The sequence below is a fragment of the Pseudomonas agarici genome (assembly GCF_001543125.1).
Classification (GTDB): Bacteria; Pseudomonadota; Gammaproteobacteria; order Pseudomonadales; family Pseudomonadaceae; genus Aquipseudomonas; species Aquipseudomonas agarici.
The window spans coordinates 595,790-614,711 of the sequence record NZ_CP014135.1 but is presented as its reverse complement, the minus strand read 5'-3'; the positions used below and the strand labels follow the sequence as shown (position 1 = coordinate 614,711).

The following is an 18,922-nucleotide window of genomic DNA, read 5'->3' as shown; positions in this document are numbered from 1 at the left end:
GGACTCCATTTCGTCTGGTCGTCGACAGGCAGCGAAGCCGCTGCCCGTTAACCCATGATTATAGTCCCATCGAAAGCGCCCAGCCGTTTATGCTCTTGCCCTGCATAACCCGGCGCGTCTCAACTTCTCTATCCGCACCGAACGGCGGGCATTGCGCATGACTTTAGAGACTTGCCCTATAGGGGCCATGCCGGCGCGCATGCACCAGTAGAGACGACCTGTTGTTTTCATCAGCAGCTGCTTTTCCTTACGCTCCTCGAGTTCAAGGAGTTCCTTGATAAATCCATAGAAACGAGTATCGCTCAAGTAATCATCATCAAGCGCTTCCAATAAATTGTTAGCGGCGACCTTGGCCCCACCTAAAATTGCTGCCAATGGATAAACACTGGCGGCAATAGGCAAGACAATCGCAGTAGTTAGCAGGACAAATATGTTCAGAAAATTCTCTCCCATCTCCGGGAGTGCCTGATAAAACTCAACCTTGTCGATCAAGGTCACTACCACTGCGGCCAAAACGGCAATCAGCCCAGCCAGGTAGGTCGCAAAGTTGCCCGCGGAAGGCAGGCCGAAAAAATTCCTGGCCCTGCGTTCCGCCGGTTGCCCCGCTCGTATTTGAATGCTTCGACGCCACTCCCATTCATCAATCAGCTCCCTGGCAAGATCACGAAGGTCGAGGCGAGGACCAAATAGCATCTCGATGCGCCGAACTTTCTCTCGCTCCAAAAGTGAATAGGCTTTCCTGAAAGCGACCCGGCAAAGCTCAGGATTGAGTCGTTCAAGGCGTTTACGATCGAGATCGAAACGCAGCTGTATAAATCCGAACATGAGAAAAACCTCTAACAGCAATACCCACAACGGGAGTAAGTGATAAAGGTCGGAATGCTGATAAATACTGAAGAACAGATACAAAAGCACCGCACCCAACGTTAGTATCAGTTGGGTCAACACCAGATAAAAAATGGTGCTTCTCAACATACTCGCGGGAAACCCAGAAAAACTCTTTCGATAGCGTTTGACTTTGTGTGCGATGGTTCTCATTCACGATCACTCCAAGCCAAATGTAGCAATGCCTCTTGCGAGAAAATGCCTGAGTCGACGCCGCTATTCCCTGCGTTGTCCTGTTCAGAATGGCAGAACGGTCATCGTTTCAAAAAATCGGACTCTCGTGGATGACGCTCAGTGCCCGATGCAGGCCTGCGAATCGGCACTTATGACAATTCGCCCGCCAAAAAACAGCGCCGTCAGCCCCCCAACCGTGCCCATCACCAGGCTATATCCCACGCAGACCCAGAGGCTCCAGGGCATCAGGCCGATCAACAGCAACGGTGTGGTGCTTGCCCAGAGCGCGTAGGCAATATTGTAGGTAAACGAAATGCCAGACACGCGGATCCGGCTGGGAAACAACCCGACCATCACCGACGGTACCGCGCCCACCACGCCACAAGCGAGCCCAGCCAGGGCATAGGCCAGCTTGATCCAAGTGCCGCCGCTGATCAGGCAGGCATACAACAGCGCTACCCCCGCCGGCAGCAACAGGCTGTAGAACAGCACCGCGCGCCAGGCGCCAATGCGGTCCACCAACAGGCCGGCGAGCACACACCCGATATTCAGGAACACAATGCCCAGACTGCTCAGGGCAAAGGTCTCTCCGGCGCTCATACCAAAGCTCTTCTGCATGACGGTCGGAGTAATCACCACCAGTACCACCACCGCCGAAGTCAGCACGCAAGTCAGTAGCATCGCTGGAAAAATCGAACGGCGATGATCGCGCAACACCGCCCGCAAAGGCAGTTCGTCGCCTGCTTCGCGCCGGGCCTGCAAGGCCATGAATACCGGGGTCTCGCTGAGCCAGCGTCGTAACCACACCCCGATCACCCCGAACACACCGCCGAGCAGAAAGGGAAAGCGCCAGGCAAAATCGAGAATTTGCTCCGGACTGTAGACTCGCGCCAGCCAGGTGGCCGTCAGCGCGCCCAACAGATACCCGAACGTCAGCCCTGCTTGCAATACACCCAGGGCATAACCGCGATGTCCCGGCGGCGCGTGCTCGGCCACGAAGACCCAGGCGCTGGGCACCTCGCCGCCCACAGCGGCGCCTTGCAGCACGCGCAGGCACAGGAGCAGCAGCGGCGCCCAGTAACCGATCTGGGCGTAGGTCGGCATCACCCCGATCAACAGGCAGGGCAACGCCATCATCAGGATACTCAGGCTGAACACCTGCTTGCGCCCCAGACGGTCGGCAAAGTGCGCCATCAGGATTCCGCCCAGCGGTCGGGCCAGGTAACCGGTGACAAAGATCCCGAAGCTTTGCAGCAGCCGCAGCCACTCGGGCATTTGCGGCGGGAAGAACAACTGGCTGAGGATCAGGGCGAAAAACACGAAGACGATGAAATCGTAGATTTCCAGCGCCCCGCCCAGCGCCGCCAGGCCCAAGATCCGGTAATCGGACCGGGAAAAGCGGCGATTCGGCGGGTAACAATCAACGGTCATAAAAGGACTCTGGATACCGTATTCGCGAGCTGCGTCATCGGCGGCTCAACACTGTACAAAAAACACTCAAGCGAACCAGGTCTTCCCTGGTTCGCGGCCAGCACAGATGAGTGCGATTGCTGGCGATCAACACCTCACAGCCATCGGCGGGTCACTTTTTAGCAGAAATTCGCGTACTGGGTTCCATTTTTTGACAATTCAAACCAACCGATACTGAAACGTATATGGCTTTGCAGCGAGCGCTAATTACCGCATTCTGACGCAGTTTTCGGTCGCTTCTGCCTGGAGCGACCGACCTCCTCACAATCATAAAAACGAGGTGTTTCCGTGGCCGCAGTCATTGATGAAAGCCGCTATGCCCGCTTTGCCCTGCGCTGCTCGAACTGGGCCGAGCGCTGGTTTCCCGACTCCTGGGTGTTCGCCGCGCTGGCGGTGATCATCGTTGCCCTCGGCACCCTGGCCATGGGCGCCAAGCCGACCGATGCTGCCATGGCTTTCGGCGACGGTTTCTGGAGCCTGATCCCGTTCACCATGCAGATGGCCTTTGTGGTCATCGGCGGCTATGTGGTCGCCAGTTCGCCACCAGCGGTGAAACTGATCGACCGCTTGGCCCGCCTGCCAAAAAACGGTCGCTCCGCCGTGGCCTGGGTGGCCTTGATTTCCATGGTCGCCTCGCTGCTGAACTGGGGTTTGTCGCTGGTGTTCGGCGGTCTGCTGGTGCGTGCCCTCGCCCGCCGTACTGATCTGCGCATGGACTACCGCGCCGCTGGCGCCGCCGCCTATCTCGGCCTGGGAGCGGTGTGGGCCCTGGGCCTGTCGTCGTCCGCCGCGCAGTTGCAGGCCAACCCTGCTAGTCTGCCGCCGTCGATCCTGTCGATCACCGGAGTGATTCCGTTTACCCAGACCATTTTTCTCTGGCAGTCCGGGGCTCTATTGCTGGCCTTGATCGCGGTCTCGCTGGCCGTCGCCTATGCCACCGCGCCTGGTCCGAATTCGGCCCGTGATGCCAAGGCTTGCGGTGTCGATCCGAGCTTCAACCTGCCGCCACTGAGCCCGCGCACACGTCCCGGCGAATGGTTGGAACACAGTCCGCTGTTGACCCTCCTGCTGGCCCTGCTGGCCGCTGGCTGGTTGTTCCATGAGTTCTCGACCAAACCGGCGATCAGCGCCATCTCGGGCCTGAACACCTACAACTTCCTGTTCCTGATGGTCGGCGCCCTGCTGCACTGGCGGCCGCGCAGTTTCCTCGACGCGGTCTCACGGGCGGTGCCGACCACCACCGGGGTACTGATCCAGTTCCCGCTGTACGGCTCGATTGCCGCGCTGATGACCACGGTCAAGGGGGTCGACGCCCAGACCCTGGCCCATCACATCTCGACCTTCTTCACCCAGATCGCCTCCCACGATACCTACGCCCTGCTGATGGGCGTGTACTCGGCGGTACTCGGTTTCTTCATCCCGTCCGGCGGCGGTAAATGGATCATCGAGGCGCCATATGTGATGCAGGTCGCCAACGAACTGAAGTACCACCTGGGCTGGGCGGTGCAAATCTACAACGCCGCCGAAGCCCTGCCGAACCTGATCAACCCCTTCTACATGCTGCCGCTGCTGGGTGTGCTGGGGCTGAAGGCGCGGGACCTGATCGGCTTCTCGTTCGTGCAGTTGCTGGTGCATGCGCCGCTGGTGCTGTTGCTACTCTGGGCACTGGGGACGACTCTGACCTATAGCGGACCGGTGATGCCTTAACTGAAACGTCCTGAAGGGCTGATCATTGCTGCCCCGAACGGCAATGATCAACCTGGACCTTCAGACTCATTCGCCAGGCACTTCAACAATGGCGGTATGCGCGTTGAACCGCCTCCCAGACGATCTCAAGATTGATATCGAAATAACCATGGGCAATGCGATTACGCATACCGTGCATCCTCCGCCAGGGTACTTGGGAGTGATGGGCGGCAAACTCGGCATATCGAATCATTAACGTTGGTCGAGGCTTCCCCATGATCACCAGGCGCATGACGACCGCTTGTTGAGTGCGCTTATCCTCAAAGACAAGCGTCCAACAATGCCAGGACTGCCCTCTCCCCTCGATAATCGGCATACTGACCGGCTGTGGACAGGACGGCCATCGCCGTTCTGTCACATTGCGTTGCTAGCGTGCGATGCGAAATATTTTGTTACGTCCAACCCAGCCAACAGGAACCCAGGATGAGTGACGAGAAAGACCTCGAGCCGTCGCAGACCGTAGACACCGATACCCCCACCGATACCAGCCGCCGGCGTTTCCTCGGTGGTGTCGCCGTGTTGGGCGTTGGTGCGACCCTAAGCGCCTGCGGCTCGCCGAGCGAACCGGGCCAGCAGCCTCCGACCGAGGAACTGTCAGGCGCGGCGCTGGACAAGGCCCTACGGGACCAGGTGAAGACTGTCGTGGTGATCTACGCCGAGAATCGCAGCTTCAACAATCTGTTCGGTGACTTTCCGGGTGTCCAGAAACCTCTTTCGTCCCTCAAGCCTGCGGACTATCAACAATACGACCGCGACGCCAGCCTCTTGCAAACCTTACCGCCCGCCTGGGGCGGCGTAGTCCAGGTCGGTCCGCAAAGCCTCGACGGCGTGACCTACCCGGTGGGAACCCAGTACCAGGAAAACCTACCTAACGCGCCTTACGCCCTCAAGGGACCCAGCGGCGAAGACCTGCCCCTGGGTGTGGTGACACGCGATCTGTGGCACGTGTTCTACCAGAACCAGATGCAGATCAACGGCGGCAAGAACGACCGTTTCGTCGCCTGGGCCGACTCCGGTGGCCTGACCATGGGCCACTACGCCCAGACCCGTTATTCGTTGCGACTGTGGGACGTGGCCAAGGAGTTCGTGCTCTGTGACAACTTCTTCCAGGGCGCTTTTGGCGGTTCGTTCCTCAACCACCAGTACCTGATCAGCGCCAAGGTGCCGTTCTACCCCGACGCCGCCAACTCGGTAGCCAAACCACAGATCGCCAAGCTGCAGAGCGACGATCCGACCGATACGCGCCTGATGCCGCTGGATAACTCCCCGGCCAGCGCCATGAGCGGCCCACCGCAATTTGGTCCCAGCGCTCTGACGCCCGATGGTTATGCGGTGAACACCATGGCGCCGCCGTACTGGCCAACCTGGATCCGCGACCTCGAGCGCCCGGACTACGCCAAGCCCGACCTGCCGACCGTGCTAGTACCGCAGGTCCACGAGCATATCGGCGACAAGTTGTCGAAGAAGAACATCGACTGGGCCTGGTATGCCGGCGCCTGGCAGGTGACCCTGGAACAGTTCAAGGATTCGGGCGGCATTCCGAAGATCCCGAACTTCCAGTATCACCACCAACCGTTCAACTACTTCCGCCGCCAAGGCCCGGAAAACCCGCAGGAGCGTGCCAAGCGCCTGCGTGATGCTGGCCTGGGCGACGAGACCACTACCAACAAGTTCCTCGCCGATGCGGTGGCGGGCAAACTGCCAGCGGTGACCTTCTACAAGCCCCAGGGCAACCTGAACATGCACGCCGGTTATGCCGACGTGGCAGCCGGTGACCGGCATATCGTGCGAACACTGAAAGTGCTGCGCGAAAGCCCGCAATGGGACAACATGGTGGTGGTCGTCACGGTCGACGAGAACGGCGGCTGGTGGGACCACGTGGCACCGCCCAAAGGTGATCGCTGGGGCCCAGGGACACGGATTCCAGCCTTGGTCGTGTCACCGTTCGCCCGTAAAGGCACGGTGGATCATACGGTGTATGACACCGCCTCGATCCTGCGTCTGATTACCCGGGTCTTCCAACTGGAGAAACTCGATGGCATCAAGGAGCGGGACGCCGCAATGACCGCCCGAGGCCAAACACCGATGGGCGACCTGACCAACGCCCTGCGCTTCAGCGCCTGATCATCTGACTGCCGGGCAGCGGTTATCCACGAGGCTGCTCAAGGACCTCTTCGCGGATAAATCCCGCTGCCAGGGCTCGGTTGTCGGAGAAAATCGAATAGGTGCCCACCACTTGAGTTCGCCACAAGATTTATCCGCCAAAGCCGGGACACCGACACCACGGCGACCGTCAAAGGGTGTTATTTACCGGGGAAAAGTAGCCTTTAGCTATCATTTTCTTTACCCCTTCCCCATCCAGTAATATCCTGCCCTGGCCCCCTTCTGCTTAAGCTTTTTTGCAGTTAAAAAAAGACTTCGCCGCAATGATCGTAGCGTTGACCTGGAAACCAGCTACGGCTTCGCCGCCGTCCGGCGTGGGTAACCCCATGAATGGATGGATGCCCAATGCCCTCGGCCAGTTCCTGACGCCGAGCGCCGTCGGTCTCGCCGATGAAGGCCAATGCCGGTCGGCCAGGGAGCAGCGGCACACTCACCCCAATCATGGGGGGCTCACGCTGAAAAGGATCTGAGCATGTCGAAACTCGCCGTACTGTCGTCCACCCTCGCTGCCCTGACCCTGGGCATGGCCAGCGCCCACGCCGATGTCGACTTGAAGCTGGGCAGCACCGAACGGGTCACCCAACTGTTCGCCTACCCCAACAATTGCAACGTGATCTGCTACCGCAACTGGACGCTGGAGCAGACCGCCGAGCACTACTTGAACCAGAGCGTACAACGCGACGGCTACAACAACGCCAAAGTGACAGTCAAGAGTGACAACGGTCAGTTGTACGCTCACTTCAGTGGCGTGCCGAACGGCTACGACAAGCCGCTGGCGGCGCTGCTGGATGCCGGCGACCTGGCCTATCAGGGCGCCTCGAAATTGAATGCCGATGGCAAATGGGAATACAACTGGTACCTGTTCCTGCCGCTGGGCATGGCCCTGGATAACCGCAAGAGTGTCGAGCTGCTGCACTTCCCGCCGGATTACTCGCTGACCCAGGCCCAGGACTACCTGGAATCGAAAACCACCGACCGCTGGGCCGAACTGCTGACCGACAACGGCATTCCCGCGGAGCAGACGCCGGCTTACCAAACTATCGTCGACATCGCGCCGATTGCCGCGCCGTCCAACGCCGGCAGTGCTCTGGAAGGGGTCTACGGCTATTTCACCGATTACCAGACCACCATGGTCAAGGCAGTCAGTGTGACCGCCAAGGGTAGCGCGCTACCGATGGTGGCCTTCGGAGCACCGGTACGTAACTGGATCAAGCAGCAGTATGGCGTCACGGTCGCAGTCCTCGGTCTGGCCGAGATCAATCCGGGCGGAGGGGTAAAGGTACCGGTACTGGGCTCCAATCACCCGAGCTACATCTGGTACGCAGCGGATCCGGCGAGCTATGGTGGCGATCAGGCCAAGGCCGATGCGGCGGGCCTGAAGGTCATGGGACAGGACCTGAGTGCCGCCTGCTGGCAGGCCGGAATGGGCCAGAAGCCGAGCAGCGATCCAGCGACCCTGCTCAAAAGCTGCACCGAGAACTGGCAGGTGACCCACAAGGAAAAGACCTGTGAGCTGTTTTATGTCTCGGTGCGCAACCTGAGCGAAACCGACGCGCAGAAGAAATGCTCGAGCGCCTCGATCAAGACCGAGCTCAAGCAACTGCGAGCACCGGCTCCGGCGCCGCTGACCACACTGCCACCCATCTAGTGGCCGATCCGACCCCTGTGGCGAGCAGGCTTGCCACAGGGTTGATTCAGGCTCAGGGCGCGTCGACAGGCCGCAGGCGATACTGGGGCGGTAACTGCTCAATCCCACTGATGGTGGTATCCAGGCTCTTCCAGCGTCCATCCTTGATGCCGTAGATGCAACCATGGATCGACAGGCTCTGGCCACGATGCCAGGCGTTCTGGACAATGGTGGTATGGCCGACGTTGGCCACCTGCTGGATAACGTTCAACTCGCACAGGCGGTCAACCCGTTCCTCCTCGCTCGGCAACTGCGCAAGCACTTCGCGGTTCTCGTAGTACAGGTCGCGAATCGAACGCAACCAGCCGTCGATCAGCCCCAGTTGCCGGTCCTGCATCGACGCGCGCACGCCGCCACAACCATAGTGGCCGGTGACCAAGATATGCTTGACCTTGAGCACATCCACTGCGTACTGGATTACCGACAGGCAATTGAGGTCGGTATGCAGTACCACATTGGCTACGTTGCGGTGGACAAACAGGTCGCCCGGCAACATGCCGACGATTTCGTTGGCCGGTACTCGTGCGTCGGAACAGCCGATCCAGAGATACTCGGGGGTCTGTTGGCGAGCCAGCTTGGCGAAGAACTCCGGGTCCTCTTCCTTGATCGCAGCGGCCCAGCGCTCGTTGTTATCAATCAGGTCTTGTAGTTCGTTCATGCTGTAAGGCCTCGAAAATGATGCACCGCTGTGACAACCGACCAACGGTCGAGGTCACGTCCACAATCGCGACAAATACCCTTCGACCGGGCTCAATCGACCAGGGTAGCAGCCATGACCAGCGCATCCTCACGGCCACCGGCTGCCGGGTAGTAGTCGCGACGACGCCCGACTTCATTGAAACCGTAGCGCTCATACAGACGATACGCCGTCTGGTTGCTGTCGCGAACTTCCAGAAAACACTCCCGCGCGCCCAGTTCATAGGCCTGCTTCATCAGCTCTTCGAGCAATCGCAACCCCAGGCCACGGCCCTGGCTTTGCGGCTTGACGGTAATATTGAGCAGATGCGCTTCATCGATGATGACCTGGATCACCCCGTGCCCCACCTGCTGACCGCCCTCGAACATCAGCCAGACCTTATAAGACTTCAGCGCATCGAGAAAAATCCCACGGGTCCAAGGATGACTGAACGCCGCATATTCGACCTTCAGGATCGCCTCCAGATCCGCCTCGGTGGCCAGGCGAAAGCTTATTGCATCACTCATCAACGCGGTTCCAACGCACCATCAGCCGGCGCATGGCTTGCCAGACATCAGCCTTACGCTGTGGCTCTTCCATTAATAACTCCAGGCCGGGCAGCGCCAAGGCCGAACCCAGCCCTTCGATCTGAAGCTCTCGGTTGTACGATTCGGCGTCGGCTTCCCCGGCAAAGCGTATGGCCGGCAGGCCGATCAGCCACAGGCAAGCGCACTCGCCTTCCTCCAGGCGCGCCTGGACAAAGCCCTGGACAAATTCACGGGCACGGTCGGGGCCCTGGTCGAGGTTGCCGCGGGCCAGCAATGGCCAATGCACCGGCTCGCCAATGATCTGCGGGGCATCCGGCAGACCGGCGGCGCGCAACATGTCCTTGAGCAACAGATAGGACGGATCGCGACTCTGGAACGCCTGGCCGGTCACCAGCTCCACCAGCAGCAGGCAACGTCCGGCCCGCAGCAATTGCAGGGAGAAGCGCGGCGGCGGCAACTGAGTCACCTTGGCCGGTGCCGGCGCCTCTGGCGTGTCGACCTCCGGCTGGCCTGGCGCACGGTTGATCGGCGCAGGACGTGGCATTTCGATTTTCGGTCGCTCGAGCGACTTGGCCACAGGCTCAGCGACGCTGTGCGCCTGAGGCGCTGTCGGCGGCGTCTCGACCAACGGCGGCGGCTCGACGAACAGCTCAGGACGCGACGGCGCGGCGAACGGCAGTTCGGTGCGCGGCAGCCAATGGACCACCTGCATGGCAGTCAGATAAGCGCGGCGGCGGGACTCGATTAGCAAAGGTCAGCCATCTGTGGATAAGTTGAGGACAGGGATTCTACCGTTCTTCGGCGAAGATCGCCCGTGGTTGATCGCAACACCACCCACCCTCTGATCACTTGGGGATAAATCAGGCGCGTCATGCAGTACAATCGCTCCTTTTAATTTGCCAACCAGCCGGCCTCTCCCATGATCGAACCCAAGCGCGTCTTGCGCGCCCTCGCCGAGCACTGGGCCCTTCTGGAGCCTCTGTGCGAACACTTCGACCAAGGCACCCTGAGCCTCGGCGAGCTGCGTCAACAATTGGCCGCCCAGCAACTGGACAGCACGCCCCAGGACATCACCAGTCTGCTGGACGTGTGGATTCGCCTCGACATCCTGGTACCGGTCGCGAAAAGCCCGAACCGTTTCGAGCTGAACGCACAGATCCATGACTTCCTGGCCTATCTGCGGCGCGAGCATCGCCTGGGCCTGTGCCTGGAAATCGAAGCCTACCTGCGCCATCTCGAACGCCTGGCCGGGTATATCCAGGATGCCTTCGATATCCGCGACGGCAACGACCTGGCCCGCCAACTGCGTTTGCTCGACATGCGCGTGCGTGACGTCTTGAAGAAGCTCGCCAACGACGAACAGGCTCTAGTGGCCGTCGCCGAGCGGGCCAAGACCAGCGACCGGCAGATCCCGCTGCGCCAGCGCTATGCCGAGGTCCTGGCGACCTGGGACGAATACGTCGAGCCGATGATCCAATTGGTGAACGCCGACGGCGCCTTCGAACAAGGGGTGCGCAAGGTCGAGCATGTGCTACTACGCATGCTCAGCGAACAACAGCGTCTCGGCCACCTGGTGGACGATGATAGGCTGCTGCGCACCCACGCGCGGATCCTGGAGATGCAGACCAGCGCCCAGTTGACCCTGCGTCACGCTCGCGAACTGTTGCTGCCGTTACGCGAAGAAGCGCGCCGACACAATGCCGTGACCCGTGGCGCGGCCCTGGCGCTGTCGGTGATCCGCCGCAAGGGCCTGGACGCCGTGCCGCAAGCGGCCATGCCGATGTTCACCCGCCCACAGAGTACCTTTCTCGGTAGCTCCGGGCAGGTCGAGGCCTATGTCTACGCCCTGGCGCGCTTCGAAGCCAAGCCGTCGCGCTTTCCCAAGGCGCACAAGTCCACCAAGGGTGGCGAGTCGTCACGGGCACCGCGCACGGTCAAGGAGATGCTCGAACGCTGCACCGACGCCCTGCCGATGCCGGACCTGATGAGCTGGCTGCTGGAACAGGAACCGGACGGCGCCACCGACGAATTGCTGTACTGGTTCTCGCGCCTGTCGCGAGAAAAGCGTTTCCAGCGCCAACGCCTCGAACGCCGTGACTACCACACACAGGAGCATCAGGTCAGCCTACGCTCCTTCGCCCTGCTCGCGCGCGTTGAAGAAACCGCCGAGAATTTCGCGAGCACACCTCATGCATCTTGATCTTTCCGAGCTGTCCCAACTGGCACCGATCTTTCGCGAGCTGTTCAAGGGTTATCACGTCAGCCGCCGCGACCCGGAGCTGTACGCCCAGTTATCGAACTTCCAGGACCAGTACCGCACGCTGTTCAAGGCCCTGGGCTTCGAGCTGGTTTGCGATACCCGCGGTTTCTATTACTTCGTCCCGGACAACGCCGCCGCGCAGGTGAACAAGACCGCGCAGCGCCTGGCGTTGTTCACCTTTATCCTGGTGGAGCACCTGGCCGACCAGGGCCGCGACCCGATCGCCGTGCTCGACGGCGGCAGCCTGGGCCGTGACGAGCTGCCGTCGCTCCTGGATAAATACCGCGACCTGTTCGTCCAGGCCGAAGTCACCACCCAGGACGAGTTGGAGGAAAAGATCATGCGCCGCATGACCCAGCTCGGTTTCGCCCTCGAAGAACCCGGCCTGTACCGCTTCCTGCCACCGATGCACCGTTTTCTCGATGTCTGCCTGTCGGTCCAACAAGACCGCGACATGGCCGCCAGCTTGCACAGCGTGCTACCGCTGCCGACGCCAGCATTGGTGGATGACGACAGCGACGAGAAGTTACTCGAAACCGATGATCCGCTGGACCTCAGTGAATTCGTCGAACCGCAAGAAGAAAGTGAAGAGGCGGCGCTGGCCCGCGCCATCGCCGCCGAACAACAGGAGATGGACGCATGAGCCAGGAACGCTACGGTATTCGCCGCTTCGCCCTGTTGAACACCGCCGGCTACAGCCTTGGGCTGTTCCCGCTGGAACATCCGCTGTCGGTCTACGGAGCGAACAACCTGGGCAAATCGGCCTCGATCAACGCCTTGCAGTTCCCGATCCTGGCGCGCATGTCGGACATGAGCTTCGGCAAGTACAGTCTGGAACAATCGCGCCGCTTCTATTTCGCCAGCGACACCAGCTATATCCTCGTCGAAGTCGCCCTGCCCCATGGCCCACACGTGATCGGCGTGGTCGGACGCGGTCCGGGCGGCGGTTTCGGTCACCAGTTCTTCGCCTACGCCGGACAACTGGATCTGGCCCACTACCAGAAAGACGAGACTTGCCTGCGCCAGAAAGAGCTGTTCAACAATCTTGAGCGCAACGGCCTGAAAGCCTACGAACTCAAGCCCGACGAACTGCGCCGCCTGCTGGTCGGCGGACACACGTCAATCCCGCTGGACCTGACCCTGATCCCGCTGCGCTCCACCAGCGAACAAAGTCTGAAGACCTTCCGCGCGTTGTTCATCAACCTGCTGCACATGCGTGAAATCACCGCCGCTAAGCTCAAGCAACTGTTCCTCGACGCCTTCGAGCACAGCCTGCGCTCCGGCAGCGTCGACTATATCGCCGCCTGCGAAGAAGCTTTTCGCGATGTACGGCGCATGGAACAAGACTACAACGCGCTGGTGGCCGCCGGCCCGCTGGTCGAGGCCCTCGCTGCCGGCGTGCGCTCGCGTGATGTCTTGCGTGGCAAGCTGCACCGGATCTCGCCATTGCTCGACTCGTTGCTGGGCACCTGGTCGGACTACGCCAGCGCCCGCAAGGAAGAACTGCTGATCCAGTCCGAGCATTACCGCAACGAGCAGGACGCGCTGCAGAACGACCAGCGCGGCAGCACCCAGGAACTGATGCGCCTGGAGCGGGAAATCAGCGGCATCCAGCGCTGGCTCGGCGAGTTGTCGGTGCTCAAACATCGCTTTGCCCTGGTCGACGACGTAAAGGTTCTGGAACAGCAACTGTTGGCCGCCAAGGATGCCCACGACGAGCTGGCCGGCGCCTTGGCCCAGTCCCGACAGTTCAGCGCCGAAGACCTGGAAGAGCGCCTGCGCGACCTGGAAAAGCGTCTGAAATCGGTCAAGCAGCAGCTCGACCATGCGGACAACAACAGCTACGCACGCCTGCGCGAAGAGTTCTCGCAGCAGGACGTCGAGCGCCTGATGCGTTTGTTCAATAGCGCGCTGTTCAGCCTACCGCTGGGTGAGCATGGCATTGCGTTGGATGACGACGGCGAGTGGGTCAAGTCGATGGAGCTGATCCTCGACGGTTTCAAGGGCGAGCGCTTCGAAGTGCCAGGCCTGTCCATCGATGTGTCCCATATCGAGCCGCCAGCACTCCAGGCCCTGGCCGATCGCGCCGCCCTGCGCGACCAGAAGGAGCGTCTGGACAAAGAACTCAAGCAACTGAAGACCCAACAGGCCGTGGCGGCCGACCGGGCTGCGAGCAAGACCCAGACCGAAGCGCTGTATCAGCAGGTACTGGATGCACAAAAGGCCCTGGAAGACTTCCGGCGCGCCCAAACCCTAGGCGCCGAGGAAGGCGACAAACTGGAACAACTGGCCCAGATGGAAGCCGCCCAGGACGAACTGAAGCGCTCCAGCGACGCCTTTACCGAGCGCGTCCAGCAACTCTCGGCAAAACTGCAACTGGTCGGTCGGCAGATCGGCGACATGGAAGCCAAGCAACGTACTCTCGACGACGCCCTGCGGCGGCGCCAGTTACTGCCAGCGGACCTGCCCTTCGGTACGCCGTTCATGGACCCGGTCGACGACTCCATGGACAACCTGTTGCCATTGCTCAACGACTATCAGGACAGTTGGCAGGGCTTGCAGCGGGTCGACGGGCAGATTGAAGCGTTGTATGCCCAGGTCCGTCTCAAGGGTGTGGCGAAGTTCGACAGCGAGGACGATGTCGAACGGCGCCTGCAATTGTTGATCAACGCTTATGACCATCGCACCGACGAGGCGCTGACCCTGGGCAAGGCACGCCGTGCGGCGGTGACCGATATCGCCCGGACCCTGCGCAACATCCGCAGTGACTACGACAGCCTCGAACACCAGTTGGCGTTGTTCAACCGCGAGATCAACAAGCGCCAGGTCTCCAACCTGCAAAGTTTCCGCATCGTCCTGGCACCGAACAAGGAAGCGCTCAAGCATATCGACCAGATCATCCACAGCGCCGGCCAGTACGAAGAGGGCGAGACGCTGTCGGTGTTCGACCTGAGTCAGAGCGCCGAGCAGGACAACAAGAACGAAGAGGCCAAGGAGTATCTGGCACGGCTGGTGGCGGCCAACCACAACCAGTTGGGTTTGAAGGATCTGTTCGAGTTGGCGTTCGAGATCACCAAAGTGCATGGCCAGCCGGTGATTCACACCGATATCGACGGGGCCGCGTCCAACGGCACCACCATGACCATCAAGGCGCTGACCAACATGTACCTGTTGCTGCACCTGATGGACCGCGACCAAGCCGGACGCGTGCGTTTGCCGTACTACCTCGACGAGGCAGCGGACATCGACGAGAAGAACCAGGCGGCGCTGCTGGAAACCAGCCTGCAATTGGGCTTCGTGCCGATCCTGGCGAGCGTGAAGCCGCAGGTCTCGGCCCATGTCGCCATCGACCTGGAAGGCGGCAGCGGACCGAACGGGATCTATATCGACGAGGCGGACTGGAAGTACATCCGTCGCCACGACTCCGTGCAGGCAACGCAGCACCGCGAAGCGGCGGAACCGGAACTGGACGAGGTCTGATTCCCAAGGCGGTAAACAAGAAGGCCGCGATCATTGCTCGCGGCCTTCTTGTTTAGTCTCAGTTATTTGCCCAAGGGGATCTTCGGCGCCCAGGTCAGCCACTCGTCCTCGAACTTGTCGAACAATGCGAAGGTTTGCTGCGGCCGCGCCGCGCTCCCCATCCGCTCGCCATCCGGCGTCGCAAAGGCAACCCCGCCCTGGATCAGCGTCTCCAGCGACTCGGTACGTATCGTTACACCCTTGAACAAGCCGAAGTCGGCACCAAACCCACTGGTGCTCCAGAACCGGCTGCCCGTGCGTACCAGCGGCGCATAACGCGGTTCGATCAGGATATGGATCAACACCCGATCGGCGGTGGCGCCTAGCTCGTACCCCGTGACCTTACCCACGACCACTTCGCGGTAGGTCACCGGCACGCCCTCCTTCAATGAGCCACGACGGGCGGCACTCAACGTCAGGCTCAGGCCGGCTTGCGCGGTCACGGTATCCGGAGCCTGCTTAAGCGCGACGAAATCCTTGCGCGGGCCCTGCTTGCCGAGCGCCGGCTGCACTTCAATGTATTGCCCGCTCACCAGGGTTTCGAGATTGGCGGTCTTGATCAGTCCCAGTTCCGGCTTGACCACCCAGAACTGGCTACCGGCCCGGGCGATCTTATCTGGCACTTCGGTAATTCTGGCCGACAGCAACACCGACTGCAAATCTTCGCTCAGCTCGACGTTTTCGACCTTACCCACCTCCAGCCCCTTGAAGCGGATCGGCGTGCCACTACGCAGGCCGTCGGCACGATCGACCCGGATCGTAATCGGAGTGCCTTGCTGCTGGGCATCGTCGTGGTTGGCGAACAGCCGGAAACGTGGAATGCGCCTCTTCAGCGGCGCCTTCTCCTGCGGCGTCTCGAAAGCAATACCACCGGCGATCAGGGTTTGCAGCGACTCGCTTTTCACCTGAATACCGCCGGTCAGTCCACCGCTCAGGGTGATGCCGCTGACGTTCCAGAACCGGCTCGAGGCGTTGACCAGGCCCTCGTACTCTTTCTCGATATGCACGCCGATGACCACCCGCTTACGATCACGGGAGAACTGGTAGCTCTGCACCGAACCCACCTTGACCTGCTTGTAGAGGATCGGGCTGCCCACCGCCAGGGAGCTGAGACTGTCGGTGAACAACACCAGGTGCAGGCCGGGGGAGCGCAGGTCCAGCGGCGGCGCCTTGCTCCGGGCCTCGAACTCCCGCTGTGGATGGTTGCCCTTGTCCCCAGGGCGAATAGCAATGTAGTTGCCTTTGACCAGGGCCTCCAGACCGGTGATGCCCGCCAGGGAGATCGACGGCTTGACCACCCAGAACTGGGTACCTTCCACCAGATAGTCCTCGGCCAGGGGATCGAGGGTCAGCTCGGCATTGGCGCTGGTCAGGTCGGGGTCGATCTTCAAGGCTTTCAGGCTACCTACCTCGATCCCTTTGTACATGACCGGGGTACGCCCAGCCTGCAGGCCTTCGAAGTCGCTGAGTTTGACTTTCACGCGGATCCCGGCTTGGGCGGCATCGAAGTCCTCATAGAGACGGAACGGCAGGCTCGGGTCGGTGGGTGGGCTGTCCTTGCGGTTCTCCGGCGTGGCGAAGGCGATACCACCGGCAACGATACTGGCCAGCGATTCGCTACGCACCTTTACACCGGACAGGTTGGCATCGATGCTGATGCCACTGGCATTCCAGAAGCGCGTGTGTTTGCGCACCAGGTTGGCATAAGTCGGCTCGATGAAGACCTTGAGCTCGACCATGTTCTGATCGGGAGACAGTGCAAAGCTCTTGATCTGGCCGACCTGGATCTGCTTGTAGAACACCGGGCTGCCACGATTCAGGGAGCCCAGTCGGTCAGCCTTGATGGTGATGTGCAATCCAGGCTTGAGGTCCGACAGCGGCGGTTCCTGGGACAGCGCCTTGAACTTGCGCGAGGGCTCGCCATCACCGGGGTTGATCGCGATATAGTTGCCGGAAACCAGGGTTTCCAGGCCCGTGATACCGGCCAGCGTGACACTCGGCTTGACCAGCCAGAAGCGGGTATTGGTACGCAGGGACGATTCGACGTCCTTGTTCATCTCGACGGTAGCGATTACCCCTTGGGTGCTGCCTTCGGTGTCCAGGGTCAGCGCCTTGACCTTACCGATCGACATGCCCTTGTAGACGATTTCGGTCTTGTTGGCCTGGATACCCTCGCCGCTCTCGAAACGTACCTGGATTTCGATACCGGTCTGGTTATAGGCCCGCCAGCCCAGCCAGCCGCCAATGATCAGGGCAATCAGCGGCAGGACCCAGATGGCCGACCAGTTCGAGGCCGGGCGGGTTTTGGCTTTTGGCAAATCACTCATGGTCGTCGTCCGACTCCGTGTTGTCCCAAATCAGTCGGGGATCAAAAGTTACTGCGGCAAGCATCGTCAACACCACCACACTGGCAAAAGCCACTGCGCCGAGATTGGCCTCGACGCTGGCTATTCTTCCAAAGTTCACGACCGCCACCAGGATAGCGATCACAAAGATATCCAACATTGACCAACGGCCAATGAATTCGATGAAACGGTACATAATGATCCGCTGCCGGGCCGACAGCGGCTGATGGCGCTGTACCGAAAACAATAGCAGGGCAATGCCCACCAGTTTGAACGTCGGCACCAGAATACTGGCGACAAACACCACGGCGGCAATCGGGAACATACCGTGCTGCACCAGGGTGACGACACCGGACATGATCGTATCGGCGCCGCCCTTGCCCAGGGAATTGACGGTCATGATCGGCAGGACGTTGGCCGGAATGTAGAGAATGGCCGAGGTCAACAGCAGTGCCCAGGTGCGTATCAGGCTGTTCGGCCGACGCGGGTGTATCCGTGCGCCACAACGGCTGCAGACCTGCTCGTTGGCGTCGGGCTCCTGCCGGTTCAGTTCATGGCACTCCGTGCAGATCAGGATGCCCGCATCAATCGCCCGCATGTTCATCCTCTCCCGACAACGCTTGCCAGATCTGGTGGGGTGACATCATCACCTCCAGCAGCACCTGGACCAACAACAGGCTGACAAAACAGGCCAGACCGACGCCGAGGCTCAACTCTGCGAGGTCCGCCAGCTTGACGATGGCGACCAGAACGCCCATGAGATAGACCTCAAGCATCCCCCAATCACGCAGGTGGTGATAAACGCGATACAGCAGCAGGCCGTAGCTGCGTCCGATATCCCAGCGGATGCTCAACAGCACCGCCAGTTGGCACAGCAATTTGAGCAACGGAATGCCCATGCTGCACAGGAACACCACGACGGCGATGCCGGTCATGCCGGTGTCATGCAGGCCTAACACACCGCTCCATACCGTATCTTCGGAAGAACGTCCCAGAAGATTGAGTTGCATGATCGGCAAAAAGTTCGCGGGAACATACAGCAACAGGGCCGCGATCACCAAGGCCAGGCTGCGCTCGACGACATTGTGGCGGTGGGCGTACAGCTCATAACCACAGCGCGGGCATTGGGCTTTTTCACCCAAGCCGAGCTGGGGCTTGCGCATCAGCAGATCACACTCATGACAAGCCACCAGCTCGTTCAGAGGCAACTTCGACACTTGGGTAGTGTCAACCGGATCCAGCATAAATAGAGGCTCAGGCTCTGTAAAAGATAGCGCCTATTCTAGTGGTCTAGCCCGAAAATAACTGCGCAAATTTATCGGGGCACGACAGGTGCATTTCGCGCAAAAAAACAAAACCCCTACCTGCTGAGCAGATAGGGGTTTCGGAATTCAATCTTGACGATGACCTACTCTCACATGGGGAAGCCCCACACTACCATCGGCGATG

16 protein-coding genes are annotated in these 18,922 nt (G+C 60.5%); 6 read left to right on the top strand and 10 right to left on the bottom strand.

What is annotated here, in order from left to right:
* Positions 1 to 87: 87 nt before the first annotated feature.
* Together AWM79_RS02845 and AWM79_RS02840 are read right to left on the bottom strand one after the other, a co-directional pair.
* Positions 88 to 1,038, bottom strand: a complete 951-nt coding sequence (locus AWM79_RS02845; RefSeq protein ID WP_060782112.1) for a hypothetical protein — start codon at positions 1,036 to 1,038, stop codon at positions 88 to 90.
* A gap of 138 nt (positions 1,039 to 1,176) precedes the next feature.
* A complete protein-coding gene (locus AWM79_RS02840) occupies positions 1,177 to 2,490 on the bottom strand; it encodes an MFS transporter (protein WP_060782111.1) in 1,314 nt (437 codons plus the stop codon).
* A 327-nt stretch (positions 2,491 to 2,817) separates the two neighbouring features.
* Here AWM79_RS02840 and AWM79_RS02835 point away from each other — a divergent pair, with 327 nt between their 5' ends.
* Positions 2,818 to 4,236 (top strand): short-chain fatty acid transporter, encoded by a 1,419-nt coding sequence (locus tag AWM79_RS02835; RefSeq protein WP_060782110.1) that lies wholly within the window; start codon positions 2,818 to 2,820, stop codon positions 4,234 to 4,236.
* Between the two features lie 82 nt (positions 4,237 to 4,318).
* Here AWM79_RS02835 and AWM79_RS26170 read toward each other — a convergent pair whose 3' ends face one another.
* Positions 4,319 to 4,405, bottom strand: coding sequence for a HepT-like ribonuclease domain-containing protein (locus AWM79_RS26170; protein WP_244159642.1), 87 nt, complete (start codon positions 4,403 to 4,405; stop codon positions 4,319 to 4,321).
* Positions 4,406 to 4,698: 293 nt separating this feature from the next.
* Here AWM79_RS26170 and AWM79_RS02825 point away from each other — a divergent pair, with 293 nt between their 5' ends.
* Positions 4,699 to 6,399, top strand: a complete 1,701-nt coding sequence (locus AWM79_RS02825) for an acid phosphatase (protein WP_017130600.1) — start codon at positions 4,699 to 4,701, stop codon at positions 6,397 to 6,399.
* Between the two features lie 281 nt (positions 6,400 to 6,680).
* Here AWM79_RS02825 and AWM79_RS24820 read toward each other — a convergent pair whose 3' ends face one another.
* A complete protein-coding gene (locus AWM79_RS24820) occupies positions 6,681 to 6,881 on the bottom strand; it encodes a hypothetical protein (RefSeq protein WP_143063216.1) in 201 nt (66 codons plus the stop codon).
* Between the two features lie 29 nt (positions 6,882 to 6,910).
* Here AWM79_RS24820 and AWM79_RS02820 point away from each other — a divergent pair, with 29 nt between their 5' ends.
* On the top strand, positions 6,911 to 8,086 hold the full coding sequence (locus AWM79_RS02820; RefSeq protein WP_017130597.1) for a hypothetical protein: 1,176 nt from the start codon (positions 6,911 to 6,913) through the stop codon (positions 8,084 to 8,086).
* Between the two features lie 52 nt (positions 8,087 to 8,138).
* Here the strand turns inward: AWM79_RS02820 and can are convergent, their stop codons facing one another.
* From can to AWM79_RS02805, 3 genes are all read right to left on the bottom strand, one after another.
* On the bottom strand, positions 8,139 to 8,783 hold the full coding sequence (gene can, locus AWM79_RS02815; protein WP_017130596.1) for a carbonate dehydratase: 645 nt from the start codon (positions 8,781 to 8,783) through the stop codon (positions 8,139 to 8,141).
* 92 nt (positions 8,784 to 8,875) lie between these two features.
* Positions 8,876 to 9,328 (bottom strand): ribosomal protein S18-alanine N-acetyltransferase, encoded by a 453-nt coding sequence (gene rimI / locus AWM79_RS02810; protein ID WP_017130595.1) that lies wholly within the window; start codon positions 9,326 to 9,328, stop codon positions 8,876 to 8,878.
* Positions 9,321 to 10,100, bottom strand: a complete 780-nt coding sequence (locus AWM79_RS02805) for a superantigen-like protein SSL4 (protein WP_026013030.1) — start codon at positions 10,098 to 10,100, stop codon at positions 9,321 to 9,323. The genes rimI and AWM79_RS02805 overlap by 8 nt, the downstream gene beginning before the upstream one ends.
* Positions 10,101 to 10,268: 168 nt before the next feature.
* Between AWM79_RS02805 and mksB the strand changes: the two genes are divergently transcribed.
* Genes mksB through mksF form a run of 3 tightly spaced genes read left to right on the top strand, consistent with a single transcriptional unit; the run spans position 10,269 to position 15,089 of the window.
* On the top strand, positions 10,269 to 11,549 hold the full coding sequence (gene mksB, locus AWM79_RS02800; protein WP_017130593.1) for an Mks condensin complex protein MksB: 1,281 nt from the start codon (positions 10,269 to 10,271) through the stop codon (positions 11,547 to 11,549).
* Complete coding sequence (mksE, locus tag AWM79_RS02795) at positions 11,539 to 12,252, top strand: Mks condensin complex protein MksE (protein WP_017130592.1); 714 nt, start codon at positions 11,539 to 11,541, stop codon at positions 12,250 to 12,252. Before mksB ends, mksE begins: the two co-directional genes overlap by 11 nt.
* On the top strand, positions 12,249 to 15,089 hold the full coding sequence (gene mksF / locus AWM79_RS02790) for an Mks condensin complex protein MksF (protein ID WP_017130591.1): 2,841 nt from the start codon (positions 12,249 to 12,251) through the stop codon (positions 15,087 to 15,089). Before mksE ends, mksF begins: the two co-directional genes overlap by 4 nt.
* Positions 15,090 to 15,151: 62 nt before the next feature.
* Here mksF and AWM79_RS02785 read toward each other — a convergent pair whose 3' ends face one another.
* From AWM79_RS02785 to AWM79_RS02775, 3 genes are read right to left on the bottom strand one after another with little or no spacing between them, the layout of a single operon-like run.
* Positions 15,152 to 17,455, bottom strand: coding sequence for a PqiB family protein (locus tag AWM79_RS02785; RefSeq protein WP_017130590.1), 2,304 nt, complete (start codon positions 17,453 to 17,455; stop codon positions 15,152 to 15,154).
* The gene (locus AWM79_RS02780; RefSeq protein WP_017130589.1) at positions 17,448 to 18,071 is read right to left on the bottom strand and encodes a paraquat-inducible protein A; all 624 of its coding nucleotides are present in this window, start codon (positions 18,069 to 18,071) and stop codon (positions 17,448 to 17,450) included. The genes AWM79_RS02785 and AWM79_RS02780 overlap by 8 nt, the downstream gene beginning before the upstream one ends.
* Positions 18,058 to 18,717, bottom strand: a complete 660-nt coding sequence (locus AWM79_RS02775) for a paraquat-inducible protein A (protein ID WP_017130588.1) — start codon at positions 18,715 to 18,717, stop codon at positions 18,058 to 18,060. Before AWM79_RS02775 ends, AWM79_RS02780 begins: the two co-directional genes overlap by 14 nt.
* Positions 18,718 to 18,922 lie beyond the last annotated feature (205 nt).